This is a genomic window from Leifsonia sp. 1010 (assembly GCF_031455295.1).
Classification (GTDB): Bacteria; Actinomycetota; Actinomycetes; order Actinomycetales; family Microbacteriaceae; genus Leifsonia.
In genome coordinates this window covers 689,817-703,022 of record NZ_JAVDSL010000001.1, presented here as the reverse complement: position 1 = coordinate 703,022, position 13,206 = coordinate 689,817, and the positions used below count along the sequence as shown (strand labels likewise).

General features: G+C 67.8%; 15 protein-coding genes and 1 tRNA gene. 13 read left to right on the top strand and 3 right to left on the bottom strand.

What is annotated here, in order from left to right; all coding sequences use genetic code 11:
• The first annotated feature begins 5 nt into the window (after window positions 1-5).
• Together J2Y42_RS03320 and J2Y42_RS03315 are read left to right on the top strand one after the other, a co-directional pair.
• Window positions 6-1,226 carry an ABC transporter permease gene (locus J2Y42_RS03320; protein ID WP_309855029.1) on the top strand — a complete coding sequence of 407 codons (1,221 nt, stop codon included), beginning with the start codon at window positions 6-8 and terminating at the stop codon, window positions 1,224-1,226.
• 49 nt (window positions 1,227-1,275) lie between these two features.
• The gene (locus tag J2Y42_RS03315; RefSeq protein ID WP_309855027.1) at window positions 1,276-2,022 is read left to right on the top strand and encodes a Type 1 glutamine amidotransferase-like domain-containing protein; all 747 of its coding nucleotides are present in this window, start codon (window positions 1,276-1,278) and stop codon (window positions 2,020-2,022) included.
• A 28-nt stretch (window positions 2,023-2,050) separates the two neighbouring features.
• Here the strand turns inward: J2Y42_RS03315 and J2Y42_RS03310 are convergent, their stop codons facing one another.
• A complete protein-coding gene (locus J2Y42_RS03310; RefSeq protein ID WP_309855024.1) occupies window positions 2,051-2,638 on the bottom strand; it encodes a TetR/AcrR family transcriptional regulator in 588 nt (195 codons plus the stop codon).
• A gap of 91 nt (window positions 2,639-2,729) precedes the next feature.
• Here J2Y42_RS03310 and J2Y42_RS03305 point away from each other — a divergent pair, with 91 nt between their 5' ends.
• The 9 genes from J2Y42_RS03305 (at window position 2,730) to J2Y42_RS03265 (ending at window position 10,136) form a co-directional block, all read left to right on the top strand.
• Window positions 2,730-3,173: a DUF6069 family protein gene (locus J2Y42_RS03305; RefSeq protein ID WP_309855022.1), complete on the top strand. Its 444-nt coding sequence runs from the start codon at window positions 2,730-2,732 to the stop codon at window positions 3,171-3,173.
• A gap of 291 nt (window positions 3,174-3,464) precedes the next feature.
• The gene (locus J2Y42_RS03300) at window positions 3,465-3,554 is read left to right on the top strand and encodes a potassium-transporting ATPase subunit F (RefSeq protein ID WP_309855020.1); all 90 of its coding nucleotides are present in this window, start codon (window positions 3,465-3,467) and stop codon (window positions 3,552-3,554) included.
• A 14-nt stretch (window positions 3,555-3,568) separates the two neighbouring features.
• On the top strand, window positions 3,569-5,245 hold the full coding sequence (kdpA, locus tag J2Y42_RS03295) for a potassium-transporting ATPase subunit KdpA (RefSeq protein ID WP_309858002.1): 1,677 nt from the start codon (window positions 3,569-3,571) through the stop codon (window positions 5,243-5,245).
• 2 nt (window positions 5,246-5,247) lie between these two features.
• Window positions 5,248-7,419 carry a potassium-transporting ATPase subunit KdpB gene (kdpB, locus tag J2Y42_RS03290; protein ID WP_309855018.1) on the top strand — a complete coding sequence of 724 codons (2,172 nt, stop codon included), beginning with the start codon at window positions 5,248-5,250 and terminating at the stop codon, window positions 7,417-7,419.
• A gap of 20 nt (window positions 7,420-7,439) precedes the next feature.
• Entirely contained in the window at window positions 7,440-8,057 is a 618-nt protein-coding gene (gene kdpC, locus J2Y42_RS03285; protein ID WP_309855016.1) for a K(+)-transporting ATPase subunit C, read from the top strand.
• A 4-nt stretch (window positions 8,058-8,061) separates the two neighbouring features.
• Window positions 8,062-8,937: a serine hydrolase gene (locus J2Y42_RS03280; RefSeq protein ID WP_309855014.1), complete on the top strand. Its 876-nt coding sequence runs from the start codon at window positions 8,062-8,064 to the stop codon at window positions 8,935-8,937.
• 64 nt (window positions 8,938-9,001) lie between these two features.
• On the top strand, window positions 9,002-9,325 hold the full coding sequence (locus J2Y42_RS03275) for a hypothetical protein (protein WP_309855012.1): 324 nt from the start codon (window positions 9,002-9,004) through the stop codon (window positions 9,323-9,325).
• A gap of 7 nt (window positions 9,326-9,332) precedes the next feature.
• Window positions 9,333-9,977, top strand: a complete 645-nt coding sequence (locus J2Y42_RS03270; protein WP_309855010.1) for a DUF2510 domain-containing protein — start codon at window positions 9,333-9,335, stop codon at window positions 9,975-9,977.
• A gap of 70 nt (window positions 9,978-10,047) precedes the next feature.
• A tRNA-Ser gene (locus J2Y42_RS03265) sits at window positions 10,048-10,136 on the top strand.
• Window positions 10,137-10,338: 202 nt separating this feature from the next.
• Here J2Y42_RS03265 and J2Y42_RS03260 read toward each other — a convergent pair.
• Window positions 10,339-10,653, bottom strand: a complete 315-nt coding sequence (locus J2Y42_RS03260; protein ID WP_309855008.1) for a hypothetical protein — start codon at window positions 10,651-10,653, stop codon at window positions 10,339-10,341.
• Between the two features lie 74 nt (window positions 10,654-10,727).
• Complete coding sequence (locus tag J2Y42_RS03255; protein ID WP_309855006.1) at window positions 10,728-11,348, bottom strand: hypothetical protein; 621 nt, start codon at window positions 11,346-11,348, stop codon at window positions 10,728-10,730.
• Window positions 11,349-11,582: 234 nt separating this feature from the next.
• Between J2Y42_RS03255 and J2Y42_RS03250 the strand changes: the two genes are divergently transcribed.
• Both J2Y42_RS03250 and J2Y42_RS03245 read left to right on the top strand, forming a co-directional pair.
• Entirely contained in the window at window positions 11,583-11,927 is a 345-nt protein-coding gene (locus J2Y42_RS03250) for a hypothetical protein (RefSeq protein ID WP_309855004.1), read from the top strand.
• A gap of 166 nt (window positions 11,928-12,093) precedes the next feature.
• Window positions 12,094-12,813 (top strand): DUF3800 domain-containing protein, encoded by a 720-nt coding sequence (locus tag J2Y42_RS03245; protein WP_309855003.1) that lies wholly within the window; start codon window positions 12,094-12,096, stop codon window positions 12,811-12,813.
• Window positions 12,814-13,206: the final 393 nt, after the last annotated feature.

Below are 13,206 nucleotides of genomic sequence, written 5' to 3'. Positions count from 1 at the left end.
GGGCCTTGACGTCGGTCTACAGCGTCCTCGTCGAGGCGTGGTCGGAGTTCCGGGTCTACCGGGCGCGGGTGCTGATGGCGATCGTGGGTGTCGCGGTGGCGATCATGGCGCTCACCTCCATCGCGGCCATTTCGGCGGTCGCTCAGCAGGGCGTGGTCGAGGGGCTCGAACGCGGTCAGGGGAGGCCGGCGATGATGAACATCAGCTTGCCGTACTCCGAGGACGGCCGACCGCTCACCACGGATGAGGAGTTCGCCCCCCTGGTGACCGACGCGCTCGCCCGGTACCAGGTGAGCTACTCGACGCGCCAGGGATATGCGCAGCCGGTCGTGCGCGGGCTGTCGCCGGACGCCAACCTCAGCGGCCAGCTGGTCGATCCGGACTACGCGGTGATGTTCCGCACCCGGATGGTCTCCGGGAGCTGGTTCTCCGCACGCGATGCCGACCGGCTCGTGCCCGCGGTGGTCATCAACGAGGGCCTATGGCGTCTGCTCGGCTCACCCGACGTGGCCTCGCACCCGATGCTGCACCTGATCAGCCCGGCATCCGTCGACGCGGTGGTCGTCGGGGTGGCCGCGGGAGGGGACGAGCACCTGGCGCAGCTGTGGATGCTCTACGACGCCTACCGGGCGCTCCAGCCTCCTGGCACGGCCGAGGGAGACGTGGGCTCGACGCAGTACTTCGCCTGGGTGCCGCCCGAGGCCGCTGAGTCGCTGTCGGAACGTCTTTCCGCCGACCTCTCGCGCGCTGTCGGCAATGGCGCAACGGTGAGCGTGAACCGACAGGACTATCAATCTGTGGACGGCCCGGACCCGCTGCTCTTCCTGAAGATCGTCGGCGGCGCCGGCGCGGGCCTCATCCTGCTGCTCGGCGCCCTGGGGCTCCTGAACATCTCGATGGTGACCGTCCGAGCGCGCATCAGGGAGATCGGGATCCGGCGCAGCTTCGGCGCGACGGCGGGTCGCGTGTTCGCCGGGGTCATGATGGAGAGCGTCGTCGCGACCGCCGTGGCCGGAGTCATCGGGGTGATGGTCGCGATCCTCGCACTCGAGAACCCGGTCGTCACCGGCTTCCTGCACCGCCAGGGCCTTCAGGACGTGCCGGCGTTCCCCCTCTCCGCCGCGGCGTTCGGGATGCTGATCTCCGTCGGCGTCGGCGCACTCGCAGGGCTCTTGCCCTCCATCGTCGCCGTCCGGGTGCGGCCGATCGACGCCATCCGGTATTGACCGGGCTCCGTCTGGTCTCCCGCGGCGCGAGACGCCGTACAGTTGCGGGATGAGCGTCCACCTCGTCGGCGGCGGTGCACTGGAACCGTCAGATGCGCCGCTGTACGCGCCCTTCCTCGCTGAAGCGGCCGCGCGTGCCCACGCTGCCGGACGCGCGGTGCCTCGGGTCGCGATCGTCTCCATCCATCCCGGCGGTCCGGAGCGGGCCGAGGTGCTGCACCGCGTGCTCGCGGCGGCCGGCGAGGTCGACGTACATGTGACGAGCTCGTACGGCGGCGAGGAGCTGTCGCCGAGCGCGATCGCGGAGGTCGACGGCATCCTGGTCGGCGGCGGCATCGTTGAAGCCGTGCGGGAGGGACTCGAACCCCTGTTCGGCGAGCTCCGCCGCCAGGTCGCAGCCGGCGTGCCGTACCTCGGCGTCTCGGCCGGCGCGATGGTGGCCGCCGAGCGAGCGCTCGGCGGCGGTTCCCGCATCCACGGCGTGCTCGTCTGCCCGGAGGATCCGTCCGAGCCGGGGATCGAACTCGAGGTGGAGCCGGGCATCGGTCTCGTCGACGGCTCGGTCGACCCGCACGTGGCACAGCGCGGCACACTCTCGAGACTGGTCGCCGCCGTGGAGTCCGGGCTTACCGACGGTGCGCTCGGCGTCGATGAGCGCACCGTGTTGATCGTCGGCGATGGAGGCCTCCGGGTCGTGGGCAGCGGCAGCGTGTGGAGGGTGCGGTCGTCCGGCGGCGGCGGAGGCGGTGGCGTGTCGGTGTCGATGATCGCCGCAACGACTGGCGAAGCCCGCTAGCGCCTCGTCGCCCGTACGCCCGGGTCGCTCACGGGCGCAGCAGGGCCGGCAGGAGGACGTGGTCCACGAGTTCGGTGACGGCCTCCCGATCCAGGTACTGCTTCCGGAGGACGACGCTTCCGAATGCCGCGGTCGGCACGATGCCCGCGATTAATCCGACCGGAACATCTCTTCGGACCGTGCCCTCCGCCATCCACCGCTCGATGACCGCGGCCAGTGCCTGAACGGGCGGCTGGCCGACCTCCCGGTACGCCGCCTCGTACAGCGCCGGATCGCCGCCGATCGCACTCAGCAGGCTGGCGAGCACCCGGCCGGAGCGCTCGTCGGACCCGGCGAAGTGCAAGGCTGCGGCGAGCAGATCGCCGCGCAGCGAGCCCGTGTCGGGTGGCGTCGATCGGGGCTGGGACGCCCGGACTGCGGCGACGATGAGGTCCGCCTTCGTCTCCCAGCGGCGGTAGATGGCCGACTTTCCGCAGTGCGCCCGCTCCGCGACCGCTGCAATCGTCGTGCCGCCGTAGCCGATCTCGATGAGTAGATCCTGCGTCGCCGAGAGGATGCGGGACTCCAGCTCCAGATCGCGCGGCCGGCCCACCGGGTTCGCAGACGTGTCGGGCATAGGAGGCCATTGTACCTTTCGGGAATTGACGGTACCGTAACTCCATTACGGTACCACCCGGAACCGTAAACCGAACTGCATGGAGGTACTCATGACTACGCAGACCCTCACCCCGGTGGCGTCCGCATCCAAAGTTCGCGCGGCGATCATCCTCATCGCAGCGACACTGATCGCGATCGGCCTGAACGCCGTCATCGCGTCCGTCGCCCACGCGTTGGGTGTCTCGTCCGCCTACGGCCCGCTGACCGTTCCCGCCTACGCGTCGATGACCGTGCTCGGAGTCGTCGCAGGCTGGGCGGGATGGGTGCTGATCCGTCGCCGCGCCCGCAACCCGCGGCGTGCACTGACGATCATCGTCCCGATCGTCGTCGTCGCGTCCTTCGTGCCGGACGTCCTGCTGGCAGTCCTGCGCTTCGTTCCGGGAACCACGTCCGGAGCAGTTCTGGCGCTCGCGCTCATGCACATCGTGGTCGCAGGCCTCGCCATCCCCGCGTACGCCCTGGCCTCCCGCGGCACTCCGGCTCGGCGGTCGTGATCGGCAGGCGGCTCTCGAATGCAGTGACGTGACACGGCGCTGACACCGGAGGGAAAGCGTTAGGACTCCGGCGCGCGCCGTATGGATCGCGTTAGGACCGCCGTCCTGCGCTCCCCGCCGCACTTACATAGGTCCGGGGTTCTGGCGTGCCGCCAGTCCTCACCGCCCCGCCGGACATCGGCGCGGCGGTTGACCCGGATGGAGTGATTCCGTGTTGGACCTCATGTGCGTTGTGGGCATCGTCGCGCTGGGCGCGATCGTCGCCCTGGTCGGCCGAGGGGTGGAGAAGCTGTGATCTTCTTCGACCTGCTGGCGGCCGCGGCGGCCCTGGCCTCGGTCGCGTACCTCGTGTACGCCCTGCTGAAGCCGGAGAAGTTCTAGCGATGCCGGATTCGATGGATACGTTGTGGCTGTTCGTGGCCTTCCTCGCCACGCTCGTCCTCCTGCTCGGCCTCGCTTACCGCCCGCTGGGCGACTACATGGCCGCGACCTTCACCACCCGCACAGATCTGAAGATCGAGCGCGGGTTCTACCGGATCATCGGAGTCGACTCCCGCGTGGGTCAGAGCTGGCCGGTCTACCTGCGCAGCGTCCTCGCGTTCTCGATCCTCGGCGTGCTGCTCGTCTATGCACTGCAGCGTGCGCAGGCCGTCCTCCCGTACTCGCTGGGGCTGCCCGCGGTTCCCGAGGGGTTGTCGTTCAACACCGCGATCTCGTTCGTGACCAACACCAACTGGCAGTCCTACTCGCCGGAGGTGACCGTCGGGTACACCGTGCAGATCGCCGGTCTGGCGGTGCAGAACTTCCTCTCCGCGGCCGTCGGGCTCGCGGTCGCCATCACGCTGGTCCGCGGGTTCGCCGCCCACCGGTCCGGCACCATCGGCAACTTCTGGGTGGATGCGACCCGCGCCGTGCTGCGCATCCTGCTGCCCCTCTCGGTGGTGTTCGCGATCATCCTGATCGTCGGCGGCGTCATCCAGAACTTCAACGGCTTCACCAGCGTGAGCACGCTGACGGGCGGATCGGCGACGATCCCCGGCGGACCCGTTGCGTCGCAGGAGGTCATCAAGCTGCTCGGGAACAACGGCGGAGGGTTCTTCAACGTCAACTCGGCGCATCCCTTCGAGAACCCCACGGCGTGGACCAACCTGATCGAGATCTTCCTCATGCTGTTGATCCCCTTCTCGCTGCCGCGCACCTTCGGCCGGATGGTCGGCGACAACCGTCAGGGCTACGCCATCCTCGGTGCGATGTCCGCGATCTTCCTCGTCTCCCTCGTCGCGCTCACCCTCTTCGAGCTCCAGGGCGCCGGGACGGCGACCCACGCCGCGGGCGGTGCGCTCGAAGGGAAGGAGCAGCGGTTCGGCATCCTCGGATCCACCTTCTTCGCGACGACGAGCACGCTGACCTCCACCGGCGCGGTGAACTCGATGCACGACAGCTTCACGCCTCTCGGCGGGATGATGACGATGCTGAACATGATGACCGGCGAGGTCGCTCCCGGCGGCATCGGCGCGGGGCTCTACGGCATCCTGATCATCGCGATCATCTCCGTCTTCCTCGCCGGCCTGATGGTCGGTCGCACCCCGGAGTACCTGGGGAAGAAGATCGGGTCGCGGGAGATCAAGCTGGCCAGCCTGTACATCCTGATCACGCCGACACTGGTGCTGCTCGGCACCGGGCTCAGCTTCGCCATCCCCGCGATCAAGGACAACGTCGAGAAGGTCTCGATCTGGAACCCCGGGCAGCACGGTTTCTCCGAGGTGCTCTACGCGTTCACCTCCGCGGCGAACAACAACGGGTCGGCCTTCGCCGGACTCACCGCGAACACGCCCTGGCTGAACGCCGCGCTCGGCACGGCCATGTTCCTCGGCCGATTCTTGCCGATCGTGTTCGTCCTGGCGCTCGCCGGCTCGCTGGCGGCCCAGGACAAGGTGCCCGCCACCACCGGCACCCTCCCGACGCATCGACCCCTGTTCGTCGCCTTCGTCGTCGGCGTGGTCCTCGTCGTCGCCGCACTCACCTACTTCCCCGTTCTCGCGCTGGGTCCCCTGGCGGAAGGGCTTCACTGATCATGTCCACTCTCACCGACACCGCGGAGGACCGCGGCCAGAACCAGCCCCACGGCGGAAAGGCGCCCGGCGCCAAAACACCGACCGGCGCGTTCGGCATCCGGCAGCTCTGGGCCGGGCTCCCCGGCGCGTTCCGCAAGCTCGACCCGCGCGACATGTGGCACAACCCGGTCATGTTCATCGTCGAGGTCGGCGCTGCGCTGACCACCGTCCTGGCCATCGCCGAGCCGTTCCTCGGCCGGCAGACCTCCGGCGGCACGGTCACCACGCTCGCCTTCACCTGGGCGATCGCCGTCTGGCTGTGGCTCACCGTGCTCTTCGCCACCCTGGCGGAGTCGGTCGCCGAGGGCCGCGGCAAGGCCCAGGCCGCCAGCCTCCGCAAGACGCGGACCACGACCGTCGCCAACCGGGTCGCCGACTACGACCCCGAGTCGGATGGTGCGGCGCTCGCCGCAGCCGTGGCCCAGGTCCCCTCGGCCGAGCTGCGCCTGGGGGATGTCGTGGTCGTCACGGCCGGGGAACTCATCCCCGGCGACGGCGACATCGTCTGGGGCATCGCCTCCGTCGACGAGTCGGCCATCACGGGCGAATCCGCTCCGGTGGTCCGCGAGTCGGGCGGCGACCGCAGCGCCGTCACGGGCGGCACCCGGGTGCTGTCCGACCGGATCGTGGTGCGGATCACCAGCAAGCCGGGGGAGACCTTCGTCGACCGGATGATCAAGCTGGTGGAGGGCGCGGCACGGCAGAAGACGCCCAACGAGATCGCCCTGAACATCCTGCTCGCGGCGCTGACGATCGTGTTCGTCGTCGTCGTCCTGGTGCTCGGCCCCACGGCCGGGTTCGCGGATGCCGCACCGAGCGTCACGGTGCTGGTCGCCCTGCTGGTGTGTCTCATCCCGACGACGATCGGCGCGCTGCTGTCGGCGATCGGCATCGCGGGGATGGACCGCCTGGTGCAGCACAACGTCCTCGCGATGTCGGGGCGTGCGGTGGAGGCGGCCGGCGACGTGACGACGCTCCTCCTCGACAAGACCGGCACCATCACGTACGGCAACCGCCAGGCTGCGGATTTCACGGCGGTGGAGGGAGTGGACCAGCGTGAGCTCGTGAAGGCGGCTGCGCAGGCATCCCTGAGCGACCCGACCCCGGAGAGCTCCTCGGTGGTCGCGCTCGCCGAACAGCAGGGATTCGTTCAGGCCGGAACCCTCGACGGCGTTGTGGTGCCGTTCACCGCGCAGACCCGGATGAGCGGCGTCGACTTCGCCGACGGGTCGCAGGTGCGCAAGGGGGCGGCGTCGATGGTCGTCGCGTGGGCGCAGGAGTCCACTCCCGTCGCCTCCTCGATCCTCAGCGATCTCGACGAGAAGGTGCTGCACATCTCCGAAGCCGGCGGCACCCCGCTGGCGGTCGCCACGAAGTCCGCGACGGGCGAGGCCACCATCCTCGGCGTGATCTATCTGAAGGACATCGTCAAGGCGGGGCTCACCGAGCGGTTCGCGGACATGCGCCGGATGGGCATCCGCACCGTGATGATCACGGGCGACAACCCGGTGACCGCCCGCGCCATCGCCGCGGAAGCCGGTGTCGACGACTTCCTGGCCGAGGCGACCCCCGAGGACAAGCTCGCTCTCATCCGCAAGGAGCAGGAGGGCGGCAACCTCGTCGCCATGACCGGCGACGGCACGAACGACGCCCCGGCGCTCGCGCAGGCGGATGTCGGCGTCGCGATGAACACGGGCACCTCGGCGGCGAAGGAGGCGGGCAACATGGTCGACCTCGACTCCGACCCCACCAAGCTGATCGACATCGTCCGCATCGGTAAGCAGCTGCTCATCACCCGCGGCGCGCTCACGACGTTCTCGATCGCGAACGACGTGGCGAAGTACTTCGCGATCATCCCGGCGATGTTCGTCGGGGTGTTCCCCGGGCTGCAGGCGATCAACATCATGCAGTTGCACTCGTCGTCGTCCGCGATCCTGTCCGCGGTGATCTTCAACGCGATCATCATCGTGATCCTGATCCCGCTCGCACTGCGCGGTGTCCGCTACCGGGCCGCCTCGGCCTCGGCCCTGCTGCGCAGCAACCTACTGATCTACGGCCTCGGCGGCATCATCGCCCCCTTCATCGGCATCAAGCTGATCGACCTGGTCGTCAGCCTGATCCCCGGATTCTAGAAATCAGAACGGAACTCATCATGAATGCTTCGACACGGGGAACCGGGCGCCAGTACTGGGTCGCCCTCCGGGCACTGCTCATCTTCACCGTCGTCCTCGGCGTCGCCTACCCGCTGGTGGTCACGGGGATCGGCCAGCTCACCCTCCCCGCGCAGGCGAACGGCTCGACCGTCACCGCGCAGGGGAAGGTGGTCGGCTCGAGCCTGATCGGTCAGTCCTTCACCGACAAGAAGGGGAACCCGCTGCCGCAGTGGTTCCAGTCCCGGCCGTCTGCGGCGGGCGACGGGTACGACGGCGGCGCGTCCAGCGGCAGCAACCTCGGACCGAACAACCCGGACCTCCTGACGTCGATCGACGAGCGGGCGAAGGTCATCGAGAAGGTGGACGGCGTCAGCGTCGGCCGGATCCCGCCCGACGCGCTGACCGCATCCGGCTCGGGATTGGACCCGCAGATCTCGCCGGTGTACGCGCTGCTCCAGGTGGATGCGGTGGCGAAGGCCCGAGGCATCAGCGCGGACCGGGTGCGTGCCCTCGTCGAGAAGCACGTCCAGCAGCGCGACCTGGGCTACCTGGGGGAGCCGACCGTCAACGTCCTGCAGCTGAACATCGCTCTCGAGGCGATGGCGCCGTCAGAATGAGGGTATGACTGCCGCCGACCAGCTCCTGGACCGCTTCGTTCGCACCGTGGATCGGGAAGGGCTGGGCGCGTACGGCGCCCACGCCCTGGTGGGTGACGACGAGGCGGACCACCGCTGGCGCAGCGACGACCGGGTGAACGTGTACTCCGTATCGAAGGGGGTCAGCGCGCTGGCCGCGGGCATCGCGGTCGACGAAGGCGTGCTGACCCTCGACACGACCGTCGCGGAGGCGCTCCCCGGGCTGGAGCTCGGCGACGGGGTAGGAGCGGTGTCGCTCCGCCACCTGCTGACCATGTCGAGCGGCATCGATTTCCAGTGGTTCGGCGACCAGCCGGTGCCGGGCGCCGACCTGGCGCAGGAGATGCTCCGCCTCCCGACCCGCGGCCCGGGGGAGCACTTCCTCTACTCGGACGCGAGCACCTACGTTGCCATGCGGATGCTCGGCGCTGCCGTGGGGGACGTGCGCGACTGGCTGCTCCCGCGGCTGTTCGAGCCTCTGGGCATCGACAACCCGCAGTGGATGAGGTGCCCGCTGGGCTGGATCGTCGCGGGCAGCGGCCTCCAGCTGCGCACCGAGGAGCTGACCCGCATCGGCCGTGTGCTGCGCGACCGCGGCGAGTGGCGCGGATCGCGGATCGTGAGCGCCGCCTGGATCGACGGGATGCACGCGGACTGGCGCGACACCGGCAGCGACGGCACCTCCGCCCACTACGGGATCGCGACCTGGGAGGGCCCGTCAGGCCTGTGGCGATTCGATGGACGGTACGGGCAGTACGTCGTCGTCGACGACGCGCACGGCGCCGTCCTGACGGTGACGGCTCACGAGGAGTTCCGGACCGGCCGGCTGCTCGAGGTCGCGCACGAGGCGCTCCTCGGCTGACCATGTGGCGACCGGGTAGTGTTTCGAGCGTGCCCCACCCGGAGCACAGAGGGAGAGGAATCGCATGACCGACAGCCCCGTACCGTCGTTCGAACTGCTTGCGGCGCAGCTGCTGGAGGACCCCGACCTGGACGTGTCGGTCACCGCCACCGGACTCCACGTGCACGGCCGCCTGTTCGCCTACCTGGACGGCACGGACCTCGTGGTCGACCTCCCCACCGGCCGCGCCGACGACCTGATCGGCCGCGACGTCGCCACCGCCGTCCCCGCCGGCCGCAGCGAGGCCAAGGGCTCCTGGGTGCGCATCGCCGACACCGAGGACTGGCCGGAGCTCGCCAGCGAGTCGCACCAGTTCGTCGGCGAGCCCGCCGTCGGCCACGACTCCTGATCCGACGATGACCGACCCGGTCCCTCCCGCCGCCGGCTGGTATCCGGACCCCTACGGGTCCGGCGCGCTGCGCTGGTGGGACGGCTCCCGCTGGGGCGACCAGCTCGCACCGGCAGCGCCGTCTCCGTACGCGGCGCCGTCTCCGTACGGGCCCCCGCCGCGCCGCCCGCTCGCGCCGGGCACCCCGGTGTACACGGTGTGGATCTGGCTTGTCGCGGTCGCACCGGTGGTGACCGGACTGCTGTTGTTCCTGTTGCACCCGCAGGCGATGTTCCGTACCGCGCCCGATGGTTCCGGTGTGGTGCTGACGGACCCGTTCGCCCTTCTCGGCGGCCCGCTGTATTTCGTGGTCATGGGTGTGAGCTGGCTGATCTCGGCAGCGACGATCGTCTTCTCCTGGCTGGACTACCGCGAGCTCGTCCGACGCGGAATGGAGCGACCCTTCCACTGGGCGTGGTCGTTCCTCGGGATCGTCTACCCGATCGGCCGCAGCGTCATCGTGCGCAAGGTCGCCGACGGCCGCGGGCTGGCGCCCCTCTGGGTGGCGATCGCGGCGTACGTCGTCACGATGGTCCTGGCGACGGTCTGGTCGATCCTGCTCGTCAGCGAGATCCTCGGCACCGTGACGCAACACGTCCCCGTCGGCGCCTGAGAGAACCGTGTCCGGGCACCCCCGCGGCGTCCGTTATGATGGCTGTCGTGCGTCCGTTCGCGGTCGCGCTGGAGACGTCGCATAGTCAGGCCTAGTGCACCACCCTGCTAAGGTGGAGTCCCCGTAAGGGGACCGAGGGTTCAAATCCCTCCGTCTCCGCTCGAGGGCTGTTCCAACGATTCGGGAAATCTGTCCTAACAATTCAGCCGGTCGAAGAACCCATCCCTGACCGGCATCTCGGTGGTTGACGCGCCGAGTTCGCGCCGCGAGCACAGAAACCCTCGCCGTGCGTGGGCTTCTCGTCGGCGCCCGGGGGACCATTTCAAAAGCCGGTGCAGACCCGAGGCAGGAATGCCTAGACCTAGTCAGTCTCCATCGACTGCCGTCGCGCGGTCACCATAGCCCCCAACGTGGGACGCAGCAGCTGTCGGAGGTAGGCCATGACGATCGAGGCGCCGATGAGGACGATGCCGAGTGTGGGCACGATGGCTCCGAGCACGCGCACGAGGATCTCCATGAATGAGAGCAGGCCATTACTTACTCCCCCGGCCGAGTTGCTGGAGTCGGCGAGGTAGTAGCTGAGGCTCGGGACAAAGATCCCGAGCAGCGCGCCGACAACGGCCAGGCCGACGCCCCACCAGAGGACGACATTGGGTCGAAGCTTGGATGAGTTCATCGTTTCGGTCTCCTCCTACTCGGGAGCCGGCTCGCCAGGTCTCCGGCGAGCCGGCTCCTTTCACCATATGTGGGTCAGGCGCGCCAAAGGTATGCAGCCCCGGTTACGCCGGACAGTGAGAATCCCTGCATCTGGGTGTAGGCCAACACGTTGCCCCACGGAACGCTGTAATCCCCGCCAGAGCAGCCGGTCGAGTACCAGGCTGCTGCGTGACTGGAGTTGTAGCCGCGGCCGTTCGTGCACAGCTCGACGTCCGAACCGTTCTCCCAGTGGTACTGGCGGTTGTACCCGTTGTATCCGGCAACCGCGCACCCCTGAACGCTCGTCCACCAGGTCCCGGGTCCGGCGACCGAACGCACCGTCTCCCCGCAGCCAGACATCGGCGCCATGACCTTTCCGAGGGTTTGGGTCTTGCCTGCCCGGTCCGCGGCCTGGACATCAGCGATGACCTTCGGAGCGTCCCCTGCCTTGACGTTGACGACGACCTCGTGGCCGGACGGAACAGCGATCACCAGCGGACCGGAGAACGTCGACGGGTCCAGGGCGACTGCAGGCGGCGCTGCGTCTGCAGTGGCCGCTTGAATGGCTGCTGCCGGCGCTGGTGCGGCATTCGCTGCGGGCGCGATCGCCAGCGTGCTGATCGTTGCCGCCACGACGGCGACACCAAGGGCGAACTTCCTCGTTCTTGCTTGCATTCCTTACTCCTTAAAGTCCCGCGCAGCATCGACCGCATCGTGAGCTGCCGCTCCCGAGCGAGACCCCCATCACATCCAGCGACCGAACCCCCGCCGGTCGACTTACGGAACCTATCGTCAGGCTATGGATCACAGTCGCCGAGAACGAGTCCTGTGAAATCAGTTCGCTTTCGCTAGACTTCGCCGTCTACCCACTGGCCCATTCGAGAGTTATTCTGGAAGAGAGGAGGACGAATGCGTCCCACAATTTGGGTTCTCATTGGGCTTGTGCTCGCGGCTGCGCTGGCGTCTTGGGCTTTTGTCGCGGGCGCGCCGACGGGCCTCTATCTCACGATCTCGTTCTGGACCATCGTCGCGATCGGCACGACCATCCGAATCATTTCGGCGGCGCGTGGCCGGAAGGTCAAAGCTGCCGCCCAGCCTGTCGTCGACGGCGTCGAGACATGGGAGAGCTTGTACCTTAACCATCGACCACCCCGCCTAGCCACGGTCGAGTCTCCCCCATACACGGTCACCGAGCCGACAGAGCTCAACTCGCGGAGTGGAATCGACCTCGACCGGAAGCGGGCAGAACTCTAGCGCCAGCCCACGAGCGAGGCCCTGAGCTTGCGATTGCCTGCGGCAAGGCCCGACGGCGGGCCGGCATCGAACGCCCGCATCGGCAAGTAGGTCAGGCGTGAACGAAGCGCACCAACCCGCGCGCCCCGGTCGCTGTTGTGTTGTTGGGTCGTGCCATCCTGGGTGAGTGGCCCAGCTTGTGTACATCGACGAGACAATTTCGAACGGCGAAGATCGGCTTCCGAAATACCTGACCGTCGTCGGCGTCGCGGTCGAGGAGGACTCCGTGCGTGCGCTCGCCGAACGCATGAGGGCGGTTGTACATCACCATCTTGGGTGGCTACCCCACGACTTCGAGTTTCACGCTAACGAGCTCTGGGGCGGCGGCGGCTATTGGAAGGGGAAGTCCCCGACCGAGCTGCTGGCGGTGTTCGACGACGTGATCAAGGTGTTGCTCGACCTCGACATTTTTGTCGTGCACGCGACGATCGACATCCCGGCGCTGCACCAAAAGTATCTCGGCCATTTTGACGACAATGCCTATCTTTTGGCCTTGCAGTTCATGTTGGAGAAGCTGGACAGCTATCGTGCTGGCCAGCCGCTCCGGATCCTTATTGCAGACCAGACTCAGGAACATCAACTCAGGGCAACGGATATGGTTGGCGAGATGCAATGGAGGCCGCTGGGCGGCGAAGTCCCGGGGAGGCTGCTGTCAACAGTCATCGATTCCATCCATTTCGTGGACTCCAAGAGTAGCCCTGGTGTTCAGCTCGCTGACTGCGTTGCCTACATCATCCACAGAAACCGGCGGACAGCATATGAACACCCGGCCGCTAAGGCCGCGGTGCAGCGGCTGTCGGCTGAAATCGATAGCAAAACACGTACCTGGCGAGCCGCGTGGCCGTGAGGTTCACGTCGCCAGCCGGGAGTCCTCGTCGTCCCCTTAGTCACTTGTGACGTGATGCACTGTTCGACGGAACCATCTAGTGCCGCGACATCATCCTGTCGCGCTCGGAGGGGGCCGTCTAAGAAGATGTCCGGGACATTCTTCTCGCGACGACGCTTTACCTTGATTTCCTCAAATGGTCAGCGGTCGAGGTCGGATCTGAGTGAACTGACCAGTGCGAGAGGCCTGGACCTGGCCACTCCCGCCGAGTATCGCCACTCCCGGTCGGGACTCTCCCGGAGGCGCTGAAGCTCACCAGTCCGCGGTGAGGGTACGAGGTGATCTTCACTGTTGTATGGTCTTGCGCTTGCGAATACGGGCTGAACGAGGCGCGAACAAGGAGATGCTCGGTGT

What these genes read in the sequence shown, in the direction of transcription:
- J2Y42_RS03315 (WP_309855027.1), top strand. Translation starts at nt 1,276, where the DNA reads ATGAGCGTCCACCTCGTCGGCGGCGGTGCACTGGAACCGTCAGATGCG.
- J2Y42_RS03310 (WP_309855024.1), bottom strand. Translation starts at nt 2,638, where the DNA reads ATGCCCGACACGTCTGCGAACCCGGTGGGCCGGCCGCGCGATCTGGAG.
- J2Y42_RS03305 (WP_309855022.1), top strand. Translation starts at nt 2,730, where the DNA reads ATGACTACGCAGACCCTCACCCCGGTGGCGTCCGCATCCAAAGTTCGC.
- kdpA (WP_309858002.1), top strand. Translation starts at nt 3,569, where the DNA reads ATGGATACGTTGTGGCTGTTCGTGGCCTTCCTCGCCACGCTCGTCCTC.
- kdpB (WP_309855018.1), top strand. Translation starts at nt 5,248, where the DNA reads ATGTCCACTCTCACCGACACCGCGGAGGACCGCGGCCAGAACCAGCCC.
- kdpC (WP_309855016.1), top strand. Translation starts at nt 7,440, where the DNA reads ATGAATGCTTCGACACGGGGAACCGGGCGCCAGTACTGGGTCGCCCTC.
- J2Y42_RS03280 (WP_309855014.1), top strand. Translation starts at nt 8,062, where the DNA reads ATGACTGCCGCCGACCAGCTCCTGGACCGCTTCGTTCGCACCGTGGAT.
- J2Y42_RS03275 (WP_309855012.1), top strand. Translation starts at nt 9,002, where the DNA reads ATGACCGACAGCCCCGTACCGTCGTTCGAACTGCTTGCGGCGCAGCTG.
- J2Y42_RS03270 (WP_309855010.1), top strand. Translation starts at nt 9,333, where the DNA reads ATGACCGACCCGGTCCCTCCCGCCGCCGGCTGGTATCCGGACCCCTAC.
- J2Y42_RS03260 (WP_309855008.1), bottom strand. Translation starts at nt 10,653, where the DNA reads ATGAACTCATCCAAGCTTCGACCCAATGTCGTCCTCTGGTGGGGCGTC.
- J2Y42_RS03255 (WP_309855006.1), bottom strand. Translation starts at nt 11,348, where the DNA reads ATGCAAGCAAGAACGAGGAAGTTCGCCCTTGGTGTCGCCGTCGTGGCG.
- J2Y42_RS03250 (WP_309855004.1), top strand. Translation starts at nt 11,583, where the DNA reads ATGCGTCCCACAATTTGGGTTCTCATTGGGCTTGTGCTCGCGGCTGCG.